This is a genomic window from Methanothermococcus thermolithotrophicus DSM 2095, from assembly GCF_000376965.1.
Lineage (GTDB): Archaea > AGJL01 > Methanococci > Methanococcales > Methanococcaceae > Methanothermococcus > Methanothermococcus thermolithotrophicus.
On sequence record NZ_AQXV01000026.1, the window covers coordinates 1 to 19,302 of the forward strand.

Below are 19,302 nucleotides of genomic sequence, written 5' to 3' on the forward strand. Positions count from 1 at the left end.
AAATTGTAAGTATTATTGTTCATCGTATTATTTCTTAGCGTATTATTGTTTGAACCCCAGAGGGATATTCCACAATCATTTGAGCTTACAGTTATATTTTCTATTTTGCTATTATCCACACCATAAAAATCAATTCCTACACTCCAATTCATTACCGCCAAATTCTTAATAGTTACGTTTTTACAATATCTAATATCGATTCCTGAATAACCCAGGTAACCCTCCTGATACTCCCAGTATATGGACGAGGTGTTAATCCCCATTCCTTCTAAAACATGTCCATTTCCGTCTAGTACAACATCATTAGCGGTTATTGTTATGGCAGTACTGTTTATACCTGTGCTACTTATGTTCAATATATAGTATCCTGATGTGTCAATCACGTAAGGTAGCATGTTTATATAGGTAGGACCCGTGGATGTGTTTGTAATATTGGATGAAACCGTTAAATCAGCAGTCATTGTTACACTTGAATCACTTATATTAGTTACGCGGACACCACTATTCGTTCCATCGTATAAATTTGAATTTGGATTCGATACATCGGTAAATCCTGTTAAGTTTGAATACCAAGGGTCAGTGCTGCTTCCCCTGTCGTATCCATTTTCCAATTCCTGATATCCATCAGCCTCTTCCAAGTCTACTAAATAATGGGTTTCATTATAATTACCTGGTTCACTCTCATCAACATGCCAAATTAATAACCCTTCACCTGGAAGATACGAATCAAATCCAATTTTTTGTCTATTTTCTATTAAAAAGTATTCGCCAACTCCATTGCCAAACATATCCCAATCAGTAGGGCCAAATGGATTATCCAGCAACATATACACAGTGTCGTTCAATTCTACCGCTGGTATTTCAATGTGTTGTGTTCCATTTATTGAGATAGGTGATACCCATCCAAGTAAATACTTGGACCATGCACATAAATGTGCTGGGTAAGTTCCGGATGGATTACCCAACCAACTACCTGCGCCCATTAATCCCCATTTTCCAATACCTGAAGAACTACCATCTTTATCATATAAATCAGGTAATCCGAGATCATGACCAAATTCATGGGCAAAGGTACCCATTGGAGAATATTCAGATTGCATAGTGTATCCATACGCTGAAACTCCATCGTCTGTTGTACAATTAGGGATTACCCATCTATGTGACCATATATCGCTACTATTACCACTGAATTCTTGTCCATATCCTGCATGGATTATTATAAGGTGATCTACAATAGTGTCCCCGTCTGTATCGTATTGCGAGAAATTAATATATGGGTCTGCTAACTGAACAGCTTCTCTAGCGAGCTCATATATTGGACCATTTTTGGCATCTATGTACCAATAATAATCATCCCAGTAATAGGACATATTATATTGACTTGTAACCCAGACATAAGTCACGTTTCCAACTACATCTACTTTACCGTAGGAAACTTCATTATAATATCTATTCATACTAAGGTTATTACTCTTATTAAATAACATGTTTTCATAATATGCTGGAGTATTATTAGGATTATGTTTTACATCCTGGAATTCTATTAAAATTACTATGGCTTTTTGTGTTCCATTTATTAATGACGGTGTTAATTGTGCTGATGACTTTAATGGATAATTTGTTTGAGTGCTTATTGATGAAGAAAGAGATTTAAATGTATTTTGTTCAATAACATCTTTATCTGGGCGTAGATGTTTTTGAATATTTAGTCTAGTAAGATCATATGAGTTTTGAGATATGTCGTACTCTTTTGCACCATATTTGTTCATATTGGATTTACCAACAACATATGAACTTGGAACTAATTTACCATCTTTCTTAATAGCATATGCCCAATAACCGTCTTTATTTTTAAGAATGGTGTAACCATTTGTAGTTTCCCATACATAGAACCGTTCATCACCTACTAATTTTGCTTGAATTATTGATCCATCTGGCTGAGTTAAGTTATGAGTTCTAGGTTCTGCTGGGACAGCACTAACCATTTGAGTAGCAGTTAGTAATGCCGTAATAGTCAGTAGAGCAATCAATAATTTATTTCTATTCATATGTTATCCCTCTCATAAAAACTTCAAAATATATTTCACTAACATTCCAGTTCCCGCCATATATAGGAACTGTTTTTCCATATTTTTCAGTCCATCTCACAGGCTCAATTACAAAACGAAGTTCAGGGTTCTTAAATGGTAGTCCCGATACTGAATCCACACTTACACCATAATATATTACTTCTTTGTCATTTCTTTCCTTTACGAATGCCTGTTCTTTCCCGTTTACAATAACTTTTATGGTATGTTTTGGATGGCTGGATTGATAGGTCATTGTAATATTTTGTTGCCAATATGTGAAGGTTATACTCTCACCAGAGTGTAAATAACCAGTATAAGGCTGTATTGGGGCGGAAATTGTTTGTGTAGGTAATGGTTCATCTTTCTTTACCCCTACACATCCAGCTAACATCACCCCAATCAATAAACAAATCAAAACAGTATTTTTAATCATCTCCCTCACCACTTACACCCATATGCTGTGTTATAGCCCCCTGTACATCATATGTGCATATACATATCTGTTTCAGATCTCACCCCTAATAATATTAAATAGTCTGAACTATTTCATTTTTAATTGTTGTTCTCTTTATGCAGTATTTTGCGACCCCCTGGTATTTTGAACTACGCTGGTACCCCTAATACGTTAATTATTGTGCCGTGCCAATCATTTCCTTGTTTTACTTCACTTATCGGATATAAACTTCCGATATACTGTAATAAAATCAGTTCAGAGCATTCATTAAATTTATTAAATGGATATATAAATGTTTCGATATCATATTATAAAATTAAAATCAAAAAAGTTAAAATTAGACGAAAATCTTCGGTTTGAACAAAACTCGAAGAGTTTTGTAGCTCGAAATCGGAGATTTCGATTTCACTGCATTTTGAACGGAGTGAGAAAACTTAAAATCGAAGGTTTTAAGTCGCTTACTTCGTAAGCGAAAGTAAAAAATTATTCAACAATTTCTTCCAATATTTTCAAAAATCTCTCATTTTCTTCAAATGTCCCAATTGAAACTCTTACATAGTATGGTTCCAATCCATCAAATGAACTACAATCTCTGACAATAACTCCCCTCTTCAGCAGCTCCTTAGAAAATTCTGTCGAGCTCACCCCATTTTTGACTTCAACTAAAAGATAGTTTGCCTCGGATGGGTAAACCTTTAAATCTTTGAATTTCTTTAATCCATCGTATAACATGCCCCTGCTCTTAATACCATCTTTTACACATTTTTCAAAGAATTCTGTATCTCTTAAGGCCGTTATTGCACATCTCTGGGAAACTCTGGTTAAACTAAATATTGGTTTTATTCTCATCATGTAGTCTACAATTTTTTTACTGGTTACTCCATAGCCTATTCTCTGACCTGCCAATCCAAATACCTTTGAGAACGTCCTTAAAACTAAGACATTATCGTATTTTAAAGCCCAATCAGTTAAATCATGTTCTTTTTTTGAATATTCAATATATGCGTGGTCGATTACAACAAGAGCATCTGTGGATTCCACAATCTTCTTAATATCCTTTGAATCAATAATATTTCCAGTTGGGTTGTTTGGGGTGCACAGGAATATAATTTTCGTTTTTTCGTTGATGTTGTCCATAACACTATCTACATCAAGTTGAAAATCTTTTTCTTTATCGTACTTTGCCCATTTTATATTTGCACCGTGTATTTTAGCAGAGATGGCGTACTGGGTAAATGTAGGGATTGGAATTATTACCTCATCACCTTCATCGATTAAAATTCTCATCATATTGTCAATTACTTCGTCAGCCCCATCTCCGCCGACTATTATGTTCTCTTCAGGAACATTCAAAAAATTACTTAACTCTTTCATTAGTTCTGGATTAACAGGTTCTGGGTACTGGTGTAATTTTGGGACTTCCTTTAAAATTTCTTCTTTAATTTTTGGTGAACATCCCCAAGGATTTTCATTTGAGCCCAATTTAATAATTTCATCTGGATTGATCCCATAAGTTCTGGCTATCTCTTCCTTTGATTTCCCTGGAACATATGGTTTAAACTGTTTAACTATTTCCCTTATTTTATCATCGATCAAGGTTTCACCTGCAATTTTAAAATTTAAAAAATTTATAGTATAAGACCAAACCTTTTAGAAAAAGGTTTGGATTCCAAAACCAGATACCTACTCAACTTTGTTGAGTAGGTATATTTTGGCGTATTAGATTTAAGTTTATTGTGTCAGACGCTATAAAAAAATAATTTTTAATCCAATATTTAACCTAATTAAAAATATCTTCTGAATTTACCTTTTCTGCATTGTAGTATTCTTTGGCCCTTAAATATATTAACTCATCGGCCCTACTACCTTCTTCAACAACTACGATAACTCTGGAAGGTTTAATGTTGGATATAGTTTTTGATATCTGTTTGTTGATAATTTCACATTTCTTTTTAATTCCTGCAAGGGCTTTTTCAGGAATTTTTGGATTTATTTCCTTCATATCCTCTGGGGTTAAAACCCCTTCTGTAAATATGACATTTAAGTTAGGATCTATGTCCTTTAAATTCTTCATAAGTTTTTTGTTTCCAACTATGTATAGTGCATTTTTATCGATGTTGATTTCTTCCTCGAATTCAAACCCGAATTCCTTTAAGACGTTGTTGAGATGCTTTTGAGCATCCATTATTAATTTACAAAAAGACTTTGCTTCTTCATCGTTTAACTCGTGAAGGGGAGCTTTTTTATACAGATAGTCGTCAGCTTCTATAATGGTATAAACCGCCTTTCTAAATTCATCAATATCTATTTTTCCAGATTTTGCATCTTTATATGTTTTTTTTGATTTTTCTGAAGTGGAAGACTGTAGTTGCACTGATTTTTCAGCTTCATTTTTAATGGATGAAATAGTGTCAATGGCTTTCTTAACTAAGGATTTTGAATCATTTAACCTATCTGTCATTATATCCCTGCCAACTTATTTTTTAGGTGATTGAACGAAAATCCTTCGGATTTTCGTAGCTCTCCGATTCTCTCATTTTTTATTTTTATTCATTATTTTTATTCTGAGCTTCCAGCCTCTCGAGCTCTTCAACAAGTAGTACTAAAAATACTCCAACGTCTGTAACTACACCTATTGCCTGAGATGTTCCCCTATCCATCAATTTTGTTACTGTTGCAGGAAGTATGTCAACACAAACCGTCTTTATGTATGAAGGCATCAAGTTTCCAGTGGCTATTGAGTGTAGGAGTGTTGAAAGCATCATTACCATTTTTTTATCTAATATTGCAGCCCTCATTTTGTCCTGGGCTTCAACAACATCTGTAATAACATCTGGGAGTGGTCCATCGTCTCTAATACTTCCCGCTAGGACGTAAGGAACATTATTTTTTACACACTCGTACATAATTCCTTTATTTAAAATTCCTTTTTCAACTGCATCTTTAATGCTACCGGCCTTCATGATCGTGTTTATTGCGTATAGGTGGTGTTTGTGCCCTCCTGAAACAGGTTTTGCACTCTCAATGTTTACTCCTAAAGAAGTTCCGTAAAGGGCACTTTCAATATCGTGGGTAGCAAGTGCGTTTCCTGCAAGTAATGCTTGAACATAACCCATTTTAATTAATTTAGCAAGTGCAGGACCTCCACCTGTGTGAATTATTGCCGGCCCTCCAACTATTGCTATTCCACCTTTTCCGGTTTTCCTGTATTCTTCCCTTATTTGGTACATTTGTTTCGCTATTTTTCTGATAATGGCTTCTTTTGGTTTTTCCGAAGAAACTTCAGAGTTCATAAACTCAAATAACTCTCCTTTTTCCCTTGGTTTTTCAGGTGGGATAACCCTAATTCCTTTGTGACCTACAACAATTAAGTCTCCTTTTTTGATTTTTCTTATGACCTTAGTCTCTGCCCTATTTTCTTCTGGATAAACTACAATAACCGCATCCATTTTTGGGTTTTCAACCTCTATCCAGTTACCGTTATATTTTATGTAAGTTGGGTGGTTCGTAGTTGAGTAGAACCCATCTGGTAGTACCATGTCTTTTTCTGCAGGCTTTAATTCTACATCCTCAATCTCTGGAATCTCTGCCCCAATGTTCTGGAGCTCTTCCAGTATTTGATCCAGATGTTGTTGATTTTTTCCGCAAATTAATATTTTTGCATATGATGGATCGGTTTTTTTCTTTCCTATGTCAAACTCTAGAACCTTGTAATCTCCATCTAAATCTAAAACAGTATCAAAAACTTTTGGGAGTATTAAGTTGTCTATGATATGCCCCCTTAATTCAATCTCTCTAACGAACATAGAATCACCCGATACTTTAATAATAATATGTTATTGAAATAGATTATTAATTTAAAATAAAATTAATCATCATTTTATTTATATGGTGGTGTGCGAATTTATAAACTTTGCATATATCTGAATTGAATTAAATAAATAATTTAAATTACTATAAATTTTAAGTATATGTTGTCAAATTTAAAATTTACTTTAATAGCAGCGATTTTAATGCACAAGCCTATTCTCGGTACTCACTCATGAACTTTGGAATATGTTTAACAGCCATACTTAAAGACATGGTATCGTATCTATTTTTCAAATATCCTCTTTTTATCATCTCATTTCCAACCCAGTCACTGAATCTTTTGTCCTGGATAACCACTACACCGTAGTCTGTTTCTGTTCTTATAAGTCTTCCTATCATCTGAATAACTGTTCTAGCCATTATGTGGAACGAAGTCATTAAAAAAGCGTTCCAATGTGCATTTTTAGCCCCTTTAAGTTTTAATCTATCTTCCAATAAATTCTGCTCCCTTTTTAACAATGGTGTTGGAACCGGGAAAGGAAGGCTATCTATAATAACACTTGTTAGTGCGTCTCCTGGAATATCTACTCCTTCTGCAAACCTTCCTGTCGCAAGTAGTATACCTCCGTGTTTTTCAAACGTTTCTTTTAATTTTTTAGCTTCCTTCCCATCCATTCCTGGTTCATAACAATATATTCTTCTATTCAATCTATCTACCAGATATTCATAAGCACTTTTTAAGTCTCCGAAGCTCTTAAATAAAACTAATGTATTACCATCGCAGGCTTTTATGAGCTTTAGAAGATTTTCATTTGCTTTTTTTCTCTTTAAGTCGTTTGATAGTGGGGAAGTATAGTTAAACTTCATGTCTTCTCCGTCACTTAATGCAATGATTTTTCTCCTATCCTTTGGAAATGGACTGTCTAAAATCAGTTTTTCACTGCTGCCCATCCCGGTTTTAAGTGCATGGATACCTAAGTCCCCAATTGTAGCCGAGCAATGAATAACCGAAGCATCACCATAAAGCCTTTTTAAATAGCTTGAAACAAAAACAGGCTCACAAAGTATTGAGTTGTTATTTTTATAAACTACAAAGTTGTTTGTTATTGATTTTAACCCGTCCAAATTGTTTAAAAACTCCATTAATGCCATATCTCCAATTCTTCTTTCGGTGACAAATTGGAGCTCCAATGGTATGAGTGCCTTATTATCTATCTTGAACTTTAAACTTTTTTTATCCAATTCTACGTTGTCTTGAAGTCCTTGGATTTTTTGTTTTATCTTCTTTATCTGCTGATATCCGTCTAAAAGTGTTCCCAATATTGCTACGTCCTCATTAAATTTCCAAGAAGTTATCTTAAAGCCATCGAAGATAAGTGTATTTTTACAGTCTTTAATGGTGGCAGCATTTTTTGAAACATAGTCTTCAACTACAGTCCAGAAACCTTCATCACTGTCAGTTCTTTCAAAGTACCTCTTTAATTTACTTGGTGAATAGTGATAAGCCATAAACCTAAGTCTTTTAATGGCTATATCTGGATTTATAGTGATTGTAGCAGCATTTCTTATACTTCCTTCTAGTTTATGGGCTTCATCACAGAATATTATTTCAGTTTTCTTTTTTTTGTCTATTTCATCTTTTAGATAATAGTATATGCTGTTGTTCATGATTACAACATCTGCATCGGTGCTTTCAATTTTTGCTTTTTGATAGTCACAAACACAGAATGGGCAGTAGTATTTTGTTACATCATCTATTGTTATCGGTTCTTTTTTTGTTCCACAGATGCAGTTTGGTTTTTTATTCGGTCGGTAGTTGCATCTCTTGTTTAGCTGGCAGTAAAGGGTGTTTGCTTTTTCTCCTTTGGATTTACAGAAAAAATTTCCCTTCCCCATCATAAATGATACTTTTAAATTATGTTTTAATGAATTTAAATCTTCAAATATCCTTTCCTGCTGGTCTATTGTTTCAGTTAAAATCATGACTCTCTTTCCCTTTTCTGCAAAATAAAGTGCAGGAATAAGGTAAGAAAGAGTTTTTCCAACACCTGTCGGAGCTTCAATCACTAAATTTTTCCCATTAGATACACAGTGGAAAATCTTTTCCATCATTTTAATCTGTTGCGGTCTGATCGTATAGTATGGGAATTTGTCATGAATATATTCTTTAAACTCGTGAATATTCATTAAATCACCTGAATATAGTGAAGGTGAGCTATAAAATCCGTAGGATTTTATTCAATCACCCGAACATAGTGGAAGGTGAGCTATATCCCTGTAGCGAAGCTACATGGAAGTTGAATCACCATAAACGAAAAAGTGTTTCTTACCTATTCAACAATAGATACGGTCCTCTAACTTATTTTTTTAATAATATAAAAAATTAGGTAAATATAATATGGATTACATAACATAAAAAATAATAAATAAAATTTGCTTTTAATTACTTTAGAAAAATAAGCGATAGGTATAGAATAATTATTCTATCATATTACTCATACATCTTTTCAACATATTCCTTTACCATTCTTTCAGCATCGAAGTATTCAACAACATGATTTACACAGTTTGCCACTTTTTCCCACCAGACATCAGTATCATACATCTTGGCAGCTTTTTCAATCTGTTCATACATACTATTCGCTTCATAAGCCTCATCAGTATTTACTCCGTCCCCAATCGTAAAACTGTCATCAGGATACATTTCTGCCCATTCTACATGCCAACCATCTAAAGTACTCATGTGAATTGAACCATTCATTGATGCGGTCATTCCCGATGTTCCAGAAGCTTCATTTGGTCTTTTTGGAGTGTTTAACCAAACATCCGAACCCATTTTTAGCATTTTACTTAATTTCAACTCATAACCTGTAAGTATCGCAGCTCCTTTTAATTCTCTTGTTTTTGAAATTATCCAATTGAATGTAATTTGAGCATTTGAATCGTTAGGATGCGGTTTTCCTGCCCAAATTATTTGTATTTTTTTATCATCAAGTAATTTTTTCAATCTTTTCTCGTCATATAGTGGGAAATAAGGTCTTTTATAGTCTGCAAATCTCCTAGCCCATACAATGGTCAGTATATTCGGATCAAAAAGTTTCCCGGTTTGGTCTGCAACTTCTTCAAAGAGCTGCCTTTTCAATTCTATTTTTCTTTCCCTTAGTTTTTCATAGTCCTTATTCTTTGAAGCTTCTCTTATTATCTCATCTTGCCAATAGTATTTATCCTGAGCGTTTGTTATGCTTATTATTTCACATCTATCATCTACCCAACTCCACATTTTCTCTGTGGTGTCCTTATGTAACTTTGAAACTGCATTGGCTTTTTTAGACATTCTTAATGCTGCAACAGTTAAATTGAATGGGTTTCCACCAAGTTTTTCTGCAGTTTTAACATCTACATTCCCAAAAAATCCCATACTGTTCAGTAAATTTATATCTTGGGTTTCATTTCCTGCAGATACTGGAGTATGGGTTGTAAAAACAAGATGTTCCCTAACATAATCTAATCCATACTCCTCAAGCATTTTAAATGCAAGTGGCAAAGGATGAGCTTCATTGATGTGATATAATTTAACATTTTCACATTCTCTAATAACTTTATACCCTCCAATTCCAAGGACTATTTCCTGAGCTATATGCGTTAAATTATTTCCATCGTATAAGTTATAGGATATAGTTCTCGAAAGATGGTCATTTTCAGGAATATCTGTTGTTAAAAAATATATCGGACATGTTCCAAAAACATCTTCTTCTAATTTATATGCTTTAACCCATACTGTAGCTCCATTGATGGTTACCGGAACCTTTAAATCAATATCTGTTAAAAATTCGTAGAACTTTCGGATGTTTTCTACCTTCATCCTGCCTTCTTTATCTCTAACTTGATCGTAGTATCCATAACTCCAGAGCATTGAAACTCCAACAAGTGGTAACTCCAATCTTTTGGCCACTTTAAAATGAGATCCTGCTAGAAATCCCAATCCCCCAGCATATGTTTTTAAAGCCTGATCGATGGCAAATTCCATACAAAAGTAAGCAGTATTTTTCATGTTGTCCCACCATCTCAATAAACAAAATAATGATCTTGTTAATCCATATCTATTTATATCGATTCTCATTTAAATATATAGTTCATCTAACCTAACATCATTATCTAGTTGCAGTTATTATTGTTATTGGATTTTTTGCTATCATCATATGGCCAGAACTTATTTTTTTGCCATATGCAACTGAAACATTAACTATTTCAACATCATAATCTGCTTCAAGAATTTTTATTAATTTAGTAGCATTTTCAAGGACTATTACATTTGCTACGATATATCTAACATCTTTTTTCTTTAATATTTCCAGTATCAAATCGATGTTTTTTGTGCCACCAATAAAAACTTTATTAAATTCTAAATCGGGCAGTACATCCTCTACTTTACCATGTATTACTTCACAGTTTTTAATATTAAATTTCTCCAAATTCTTTTTTGTTGTATGTATTGCATCATCTGCAAGGTCAATAGCATAAACAAATTTGCATCTCCTTGCAATTTCAACAGTCATACCCCCACTTCCACAACCTATGTCAACAACCACGTCATTTTTGTTTAATCTTAGTTTACCTATACTTACGGCCCTTATTTCTTCTTTTGTGATTGGAACGCCATCCATTCTAAAAAAATCGCCGTCTTTTATCATTTTTTGCACCTTTATATACTTACAAAATTATAAATAGTGAATTGCATTAACTATATAGTGGTCAATAATGATAACCTTATTAATGTCATAATGATATCTTTTTTAAATATTTATTATTAATATATTATATACAGGAGGATAGTATGGCTGATGATCTAACAAATTTACCAGGAGTTGGTCCTTCAACTGCAGAAAAGCTTATTGAAGCAGGATATTTAGACTTTATGAAAATTGCTACTGCAACTATCGGAGAACTTACGGATATTGAAGGAATTAGTGAGAAAGCTGCAGCTAAAATGATAATGGCTGCAAGGGATATGTGTGACCTTGGTTTCAAAAGTGGTGTAGATCTCCTAAATCAGAGACGAAGTGTTTGGAAACTATCAACAGGTAGTAAAGAGCTCGACGAGATATTGGGAGGAGGATTGGAAAGCCAGTCAATAACTGAATTTGCAGGTATGTTTGGGAGCGGAAAAACTCAAGTTATGCACCAAGCATGTGTAAGTTTGCAGTTTGAAGACAGTGTATTTATAGCAGACAGTAGTTTAAAAGAAAACGAGCTCGAAAATCCCAAAGCTGTTTATATAGATACTGAAGGAACATTTAGACCTGAAAGAATTATCCAGATGGCTGAGGCCATTGGAGTAGATGGACAGATGGTTTTAGATAATACATATGTTGCTAGAGCATACAATTCCGATATGCAGATGTTATTTACAGAAAAAATTGAAGAATTGATAAAATCAGGAGATAACATTAAATTAGTTATAATAGACTCTTTAACAAGTACATTTAGAAATGAATATACTGGTAGAGGAAAACTTGCAGAAAGGCAGCAAAAACTCGGTAGGCACATGGCTACATTAAACAAACTTGCAGACTTATACAACTGTATTGTACTTGTTACAAACCAGGTTGCTGCAAGGCCTGATGCATTCTTTGGAGCTGCAGAACAGGCAATCGGTGGTCACATTGTAGGTCACGCTGCAACATTTAGGCTCTTTTTAAGAAAAGGAAAAGGAGATAAAAGAGTTGCCAAGCTCTACGATTCACCACATTTACCTGATGCAGAAGCCATGTTTAGAATAACTGAAAAAGGAATTCAGGATTAATTTTTAATTATTATTTTTTATTTTTTTAGTTCCTAACTATTTATTTTATCATTCCTTTCTCTTTTTGCCATTTCATTCTTTTTCCAAGTATGCATTTTCCTCCCCTATTTCCTCCGATTGGAACTTTTGGAGTACCTAAACAGTTCATACATCTTGCCATAACACTGGCTCCCAGTGCAAGACCGTCTTCAACAAATACAACGTTATCGTCAACTTTTTTCCATATATCTAATTCATTTAATTTTTCTAAAACCAGTTTTGGTTTTTCTCCGGTGATTCCTGCTCTTCCAGTTATACCAACTGCTGTTTTATCACTTACCAATCCCTTCTCTTTTGCAAGGGCCACTATTCTCTTCGTGATTTCAGCTGAGATTATATCCAAAGTATACAACAATGTAGGTACGTTACTTTCTTGGATAATTTTGGCACCTATTTCTTTTAATTTTGGAATATCACTGCCGTTTTCACCAACATCACAACCTATTAAAACTGTTCCGGCTTTTTTAGCACTTTCAGGATTTACTGGAACCGTACCAAATCTTTCCACTCCTTCTGGAACTTCTTTGATTACTATGTATTTATGGGCCTCTTCTGCATACTTTTCAGCTAACTCTTTGTTTATTTTTCCTTTCTCTTTTTTAATATCTAAAACTGCACCTTTATCTTTACTAACAAGTTTGCTTCCCTTTACAACACTATCAGCAATTGCCCCAGCTAAACCGCATAAATTTCCAACAACTTTTGCGTAAGGTTCTGAGTCATCTGTAATCCTACCTGCAAGTGTTGTACCAAAGTCAATACTTATACATGGGTTTCTAAAGTCCACTTCTGTCCATTTACTACCAACTTTTATACCTGCTGTAACCAATTCCCCTTCCATCTCATTCGCAACGACTTCTTTTCCAGTTGGTGGAACAACTCCTGTAACAGCTCCATCAAAAATTATTTTGTCCATCAAGCTGTATTCGTCAAAAGGCTTTGGGAGCTGATTTTTTGACATTGCTGGAGCCATTTTTGAAGGGGGAACTCCTGCCTTTAAACACCCGTCTGCTAAGGCTATAATCATTGCACTAACTTCTTCAGGAGATGCAAAACCTGCTGTAACACCTGTACTTCTTACTACAAAGTGCAAATCGTCAATTGTTAAGTTTCCGTTTTTAAGTGCACCAAGTAAAACATCCTTTACCATGTCGGAAACTGCTTCTTTGGTTAATTCTACTCCCCAAAGGGTTTTTCCAAAGACCTTCTCCCCTTTCTTAGGTGGCCTAACATCCCTAGTCATCTTTACTTCCTTACTTATTATGCAGGTTTTTCCGGTTTCCATATTGGTTCCAGTTATAATGGATTTTGTTGTAGTATTCCCCAATTCAACCGATGCCACAATATAGTATGGATTTCTGTTTAACTCCAGTAAATCCACGGTTTGGGATTTTGCATAGTGAACCTTAGGCGATTTTTTGAAAATAGATGTAATGGAATCTAAAAAACCCACGATATCATCCCCGCGATTTTTATATCTAGTAATATTCGGATTTGAGAATATATAAAAATTTTTAATTGATGTGTTGATATATACTATCAGATTTTACCATATGCACATATAATAATCATAATTACAACAAATCAATTACTTCCAAAAATAAATCTATCGAATATATGCTTTACAACAGTAGATGGTCTGTCCATATCTCCTTTTTCATTAATATAATCTATCAGTTCACTGTCATTTACAAATTTAAAGATTTTATCAATTTTGTTGTCATCCATTTTATTCATTATCTTTCTAAGTGTTAGTCCATGATCTATCTCTTTACCTACTTCTCTTTTCCAGAGCTTTTCATAATTCTTCAAATATTCTAAGTCATAATCATTCGATAGGCATTCATCTATGATTTTTGCACATATTTTTGCACATTTTGCCCCATAGTATAAACCGCCGCCACTTAAAGGCTTAACTTGTCCGGCTGCATCACCAACAAGTAATGTGTTGTTTCTTACGGTTTTTGAATAACCTATGGGAAGAGCCCCTATAGAAAACTCAACTGTAACAGCATTTTTCAGCATTTCACTTGCAACAGGATGATTGTTAATGAAGTTTAAGAGTTTTTCATAGGCATTTTTAGTGTCACATAGTCCAACTCTAACTCTATCCTTTCCCATTGGTATTATCCAAGTAAAAAACTTTTCACTGTATTTTCTATCAAAAAAAACATAAACAAAATCATCATCAATGTTAACATTTACTAGTTCAAGCTGAGCTCCGGCTAATATCTCCCTGTTTCTCACAAGTCCCAACGATTTCCCTATTGTGGATCTTACACCATCGGCCCCAACTATAACTTCGGGAGATATGTGGTACTTATTTCCCATATGGGAAACCAATAAATCATATTTTTTTTCGTATCCGTGTTTAACCCCCATTTTGCTGAGTAATCCTTCAGATTTGTTTCCATTTTTGATTTTTCCATATGCTTTTAATAAAAAATCAGTGTTTTTTGATGCTCTAGTCGCGATGTCCTTATCCATAACTTTTCTTTCAAATACGTAGGCTCTTATCTCTTCATTCCCTACTTTTAGGTTGTTGTTCTTTGAGTAAATATATGCTCCCCTAACTTTGTTTACCATACCTTTTGGGTTTCCAAGTTCTTTAACTCCTTTTTTACTTATTAATCCCGCGCACTGTAAAGGTACACCAATTTCTTGATGCTCTTCGATAATTAGAACCTTATGATTTTTTATGTTTTCCCCAGTTATGCATCCAACAGGTCCGCCACCTACAATAACAACATCATATTTGTCGAGATCCATCATATCCCTATTTCCGAGTGTTTGAAAATTCTATGTCAAAATTGGAAAGATTTATTAATTCTGGTTTACATATATCGAAAACACGTATTTAAATATAGTTCATCCGGCATAAATTCTAATAATCCCAATAAGGCGAATTTTTTAATAAATTAAAATTATTTCAATTAAATTTAGATTATTCAATAATTCAATAATTGTAGTAAATTTATTGTAATATAGTAATATGGATATTTGACAGGGGGACGAAATATAAAATTATATGTTATGGAGGTTATTACGTGATATATATAGTCGGTATTGGCCCGGGAGATAAAAAATACCTTACCCTAAAATCTATTGAAATCGTGAATAATGCAGATATTATAGTTGGGAGCAAGAGAGCTCTGAATCTTTTTCAAACAATTGGAAAAAAGTATGATGAATCCAAAACGAATGAAGTGGGTTTCAAACAACGAAGCCAGCAATTTCATACATTGACTAAAAACTTGAAAAGTGAACTATACGAGTTACTACAAAAGAACAAAGATAAAAATATAGTAGTACTTTCTACGGGAGATCCATGCTTTAGTGGTCTTTTAAAGACTATTTTAAGCTATGAGTTTATAAGTAAAGATGATTTAGAAGTAATTTCTGGGATATCTTCGATTCAAATTGCAGCAGCGAAATTGAAAATATCCTGGGAAGACTATCACATACTAACACTTCATGGGAAGGAGAATAATAGAAAACTTCTACTGGAGCTAATTAAAAATGGTGAAAAGGTAATTTTTCTTCCAGGTGATTTAAAGGAAGACATTGAATTTTTAATAAAAAATGGAATAGATCCTGAAAGAAAAATAACAGTATGCGAAAATTTAACATACGAAAACGAAAGAATAGTATATGATAGTTTAAAAAATATATTGTTATACGATGAATTTTCTTATTTATGTGTATGTGTAATGGGATAGATATTAGGCTTTTGGTGATAAAATGAAAAAAATAGGCCTTCTTTTGATAGGCATAATTTTTGTTATATTTTCCGGGTGCGTAGGGAGCAGTATGGGGGTTTCTCAAGTTGTAGATAATAGCCCATATCCGGAGTTTATTTACGTCGATAAGGATGTAATGAGCATGGTAATAAGTGAAAAAGCTGATAAAGAAATACCTTCGTTTGCATTTGCCTTTATAGATGGAGCATATATAAATAAAGACGATAAACAGCAAATTGCTATAAAAACACCATTATGGATGGTTGCTGGATTGTACAGTAAAGAGGGCATAAGTGCTGAAGAAGGATATATATTTATGAATTCCCAATATATCGGAAAACCCGATCCTAAATTCAAAGATCTACTGCCAGATTATAACGACGTGGTTATATATACTAAAGAAGGCGCCATGTGTGTCAAAATTGACCAAGAATACACGCTTATAGGGGCAGTTGTAGAGGACAATAGTATACCTACAGAGTATAAAGAAAGTATACTGGGTATGTTAAATGGATTAAAGAGCATAGGGAACAAAAAAGTTATGAGCTCACAGTTTATTAAAAAAGATGGACTTATAATAGGAAATATTACTATGGAACCTATTACGGTAGATGATATTACAAATATAAATTATGATATTAACTATGTGCCAATCGAAGTTAAGGTAGATGGTTGGAACAGAAAAGATCAAAATACATATACAAAAGGATACAACTACATGATAGTTTACAAATTACCAGTAAATAAAGAAGCTATAAAAAACATCATTGAAAAGCAGCAGTTAAAAGAACAAAACATAAAGAAATTAAAAGATACTACATATAACGACTGGGATGTTGGAGTATATCGAAATAACTTTGGAAAAATATATATTTGTAGCAAGGAGTTGGAATATGGCTCAGTTTGTATAATAACCAACGATTTAAAAAACCTTGACGATGTGGAGGTTTTTGAAAAGCAATAAATAAAATTTTTCCATCGAGACAAATTCGTGGGATTCTCGACGAAAATCTTCGATTTTCGTATAACAAAATAAAATTTGGTGGTTACTATGGACATAACTCAGTTTATCCCTGATTTAGGTGCCGGTTTTATAACTGGTTTTGTTGTTGGATGGGGGATAAAAAAAGCCATTAAGGTTGTAATTGCACTTATTGGTCTTTATATCCTAAGTTTGATATATTTAAATAACTTGGGAGTAATTTCAATAAATAGCGATGCCCTTTTTGGGCTCGTTGGTGGTATGGAAAGTTCTATAGCTTCATATGGGAGTCAGGCTGCAGGTTTAATTCACTCTGCATCGTTAGGCGGAGGTTTTGCAATAGGTTTTGCAGCAGGATTTAAGCAAGGTTAATTATAGATTCAAAGAAATATTATCCAATATTCTTTGAAATACTAACTTATATTTCTTTTTTTATTGTATATATTAAAAAAGGCGTGAAATCATGAGGACAAGGTTAAGAGATTTTGTAGAAGTTGAAGAAGGGTTTTTTGCAGTTAATACATATTATCATCCAGAGGATAGGATAATTTCCTTTTTAAGGTATTTGAACCTTGAAAAAATAGGAAATGAGGTATTGAAAAAATATGAACTAGATCCAAAGGACATTAGAACATTGAATGGAAAAAAATACATTAAAGTGGCTGAAACTGGAAAAGCATATGAGATTTTAAAGGAGTATTATCCTGAGTATCTATTTTATGATGAATTTAACGATGTTTTGCTTCATGGAATACCTAAAGATAGGGTGAAAAATATATTAAGACCCCATGAAAGACTGGAAGAAATTTTAAACTCCCAGAATAACGAATATGAAGAAAAATGTGCTAAACTGGCCAACATACTTAATGAATATGGTTTAGATTATAAAAATATGGGAGTTTCAGGCTCAACTGTTTTAAAACTTAACAATAAAAATTCAGATATTGATTTTGTAATTTACGGGATGAAAAATCATAAAAAAGCTAGAGAAATATTAGAAGAAACTTTTAAAGATGGCAAACTTTCCCCTCTTTCAGATGAGTTCTGGCAAAAAGCTTATAAAAAGAGAATAAAAGACGGAACTTTAAGTTATGATGAATTTGTATGGCATGAAAAACGAAAATTTAATAGGGGTGTAGTAGATGGAGTAATGTTCGATCTTTTAGCTACAAGAGAGTGGGATGAAATAACTGAAAATTATGGAAGTAAGAAGTATGAAAACCTTGGATTTGTGAAGATAGAAGCTACTGTGAAAAATGATGATTATATGTTTGACAATCCTGCAGTTTATGAAGTAGAGGATGTTAAAATATTAAATACTGATGGTTTAGATTTAAATTATGAAGATATTAAAGAAGTGGTTTCATTTACTCATACCTATGCTGGACAGTGTTTTGAAGGGGAAAGAATCGTGGTTAGGGGTAAATTAGAAAATGTAATATTTTCAAATAAAGGTGAGAAAAATAATAAAAATTACAAAAGAGTTGTTGTTGGGACTTCAAGAGAGGCATTTAATGAATATATAAAATTGGTGTAGGTTGACATATTTACATAATACATACTTATTGCTTTGGGGGATAGAATGGATATTCCAAATTATGGAAAAATTGATGCAAAGACAATAGTATTTGATATGAATGGTACATTAGCCACAGATGGTAAAGTTAAAGATGATGTTAAAAATTTGTTACAAAAATTAAGTGAAAAATATAGGATCGTGGTTTTAACGGCAGATACCTTTGGAACCATTAAAGAAGAATTTAAAAACTTAAATGTGCATATTGAGATCATAGACAATACCAATGAAAAATATGAGAGCTCTAAAAAATATGGTCCCTACATAGGTATAGGCAATGGAAACAACGATGTTGAAATGCTTAAAAGTTCTGAACTTGGTATCTGTGTAGTTGGTGAAGAAGGAGCATCTGTTGAAGCTCTTTTAGTATCTAAGATTGTGGTTAAGGATGTTAAGGATGCCATCAATCTGTTTTTGAATGAGAAAAGATTAATAGCTACACTTAGAAAATAACAAACTAATAGTAGAATATGAACAAAAAAGCAGTTTAAGAATTTTAAGTATTATTTTTAATTTATTTTTATTTGATGGTATTTCAAATATTCCTAAAAAATAATAACCATAGTTGTTTGCATTAGATATTGAAAAATACCTTCAATGAATTTAAGGAAGATTATAATTTATTTTAAAATAGGCCTAATAACAACCATTTGAGAATTTAGAGTATGTAAATATCCACTGCAACCTACAGTTGCAGGGATCGAAGCAAATCGGAGATTTGCTGTCGAAGTAAATCCGAAGGATTTACTGATCGAGACAAATTTCTTTGAAATTTGTCGATTCACAAAAACCTTTGGTTTTTGTCGAACTCACAAAAATCGAAGATTTT

The 19,302-nt window shown here is 33.3% G+C and carries 16 protein-coding genes; 6 read left to right on the forward strand and 10 right to left on the reverse strand.

Translation table 11 applies throughout. The annotated features are described in order from the left end of the window. The 8 genes from F555_RS09165 to cbiT form a co-directional block, all read right to left on the reverse strand. A partial coding sequence (locus F555_RS09165; protein ID WP_018153408.1) for a M6 family metalloprotease domain-containing protein occupies positions 1-2,048 on the reverse strand: 2,048 nt, incomplete at its 3' end. After that, complete coding sequence (locus F555_RS0101255) at positions 2,041-2,502, reverse strand: hypothetical protein (RefSeq protein WP_018153409.1); 462 nt, start codon at positions 2,500-2,502, stop codon at positions 2,041-2,043. The genes F555_RS09165 and F555_RS0101255, both read right to left, overlap by 8 nt. 504 nt (positions 2,503-3,006) lie before the next feature. Next, the gene (gene hisC / locus F555_RS0101260) at positions 3,007-4,119 is read right to left on the reverse strand and encodes a histidinol-phosphate transaminase (RefSeq protein ID WP_018153410.1); all 1,113 of its coding nucleotides are present in this window, start codon (positions 4,117-4,119) and stop codon (positions 3,007-3,009) included. A gap of 184 nt (positions 4,120-4,303) precedes the next feature. Beyond that, positions 4,304-4,984, reverse strand: coding sequence for a DUF2100 domain-containing protein (locus F555_RS0101265; RefSeq protein ID WP_018153411.1), 681 nt, complete (start codon positions 4,982-4,984; stop codon positions 4,304-4,306). A gap of 85 nt (positions 4,985-5,069) precedes the next feature. Beyond that, a complete protein-coding gene (locus tag F555_RS0101270; RefSeq protein WP_018153412.1) occupies positions 5,070-6,329 on the reverse strand; it encodes an ornithine cyclodeaminase in 1,260 nt (419 codons plus the stop codon). Positions 6,330-6,546: 217 nt separating this feature from the next. After that, the gene (locus tag F555_RS0101275; protein WP_018153413.1) at positions 6,547-8,520 is read right to left on the reverse strand and encodes an ATP-dependent DNA helicase; all 1,974 of its coding nucleotides are present in this window, start codon (positions 8,518-8,520) and stop codon (positions 6,547-6,549) included. Positions 8,521-8,824: 304 nt separating this feature from the next. Continuing rightward, entirely contained in the window at positions 8,825-10,384 is a 1,560-nt protein-coding gene (glgP, locus tag F555_RS0101280; RefSeq protein ID WP_018153414.1) for an alpha-glucan family phosphorylase, read from the reverse strand. A 100-nt stretch (positions 10,385-10,484) separates the two neighbouring features. Then, positions 10,485-11,024: a precorrin-6Y C5,15-methyltransferase (decarboxylating) subunit CbiT gene (gene cbiT / locus F555_RS0101285; RefSeq protein ID WP_018153415.1), complete on the reverse strand. Its 540-nt coding sequence runs from the start codon at positions 11,022-11,024 to the stop codon at positions 10,485-10,487. Positions 11,025-11,167: 143 nt separating this feature from the next. On the opposite strand from cbiT, the gene radA reads away from it, so the two are divergent. Then, positions 11,168-12,136 (forward strand): DNA repair and recombination protein RadA, encoded by a 969-nt coding sequence (radA, locus tag F555_RS0101290; protein WP_018153416.1) that lies wholly within the window; start codon positions 11,168-11,170, stop codon positions 12,134-12,136. 40 nt (positions 12,137-12,176) lie between these two features. Here radA and F555_RS0101295 read toward each other — a convergent pair whose 3' ends face one another. Both F555_RS0101295 and F555_RS0101300 read right to left on the reverse strand, forming a co-directional pair. After that, complete coding sequence (locus tag F555_RS0101295) at positions 12,177-13,628, reverse strand: methanogenesis marker 14 protein (protein ID WP_018153417.1); 1,452 nt, start codon at positions 13,626-13,628, stop codon at positions 12,177-12,179. A 131-nt stretch (positions 13,629-13,759) separates the two neighbouring features. After that, on the reverse strand, positions 13,760-14,944 hold the full coding sequence (locus tag F555_RS0101300; protein WP_018153418.1) for a geranylgeranyl reductase family protein: 1,185 nt from the start codon (positions 14,942-14,944) through the stop codon (positions 13,760-13,762). Between the two features lie 278 nt (positions 14,945-15,222). Between F555_RS0101300 and F555_RS0101305 the strand changes: the two genes are divergently transcribed. The 5 genes from F555_RS0101305 (at position 15,223) to F555_RS0101325 (ending at position 18,926) form a co-directional block, all read left to right on the forward strand. Further along, positions 15,223-15,894 (forward strand): cobalt-precorrin-7 (C(5))-methyltransferase, encoded by a 672-nt coding sequence (locus F555_RS0101305; protein ID WP_018153419.1) that lies wholly within the window; start codon positions 15,223-15,225, stop codon positions 15,892-15,894. A gap of 22 nt (positions 15,895-15,916) precedes the next feature. Continuing rightward, positions 15,917-16,879 (forward strand): hypothetical protein, encoded by a 963-nt coding sequence (locus tag F555_RS0101310; RefSeq protein ID WP_018153420.1) that lies wholly within the window; start codon positions 15,917-15,919, stop codon positions 16,877-16,879. A 78-nt stretch (positions 16,880-16,957) separates the two neighbouring features. Continuing rightward, positions 16,958-17,269, forward strand: coding sequence for an FUN14 domain-containing protein (locus F555_RS0101315; protein WP_211204474.1), 312 nt, complete (start codon positions 16,958-16,960; stop codon positions 17,267-17,269). Between the two features lie 91 nt (positions 17,270-17,360). Next, positions 17,361-18,434: a nucleotidyltransferase domain-containing protein gene (locus tag F555_RS0101320; RefSeq protein WP_018153422.1), complete on the forward strand. Its 1,074-nt coding sequence runs from the start codon at positions 17,361-17,363 to the stop codon at positions 18,432-18,434. Between the two features lie 45 nt (positions 18,435-18,479). After that, positions 18,480-18,926, forward strand: a complete 447-nt coding sequence (locus F555_RS0101325) for an HAD family hydrolase (RefSeq protein ID WP_018153423.1) — start codon at positions 18,480-18,482, stop codon at positions 18,924-18,926. Positions 18,927-19,302: the final 376 nt, after the last annotated feature.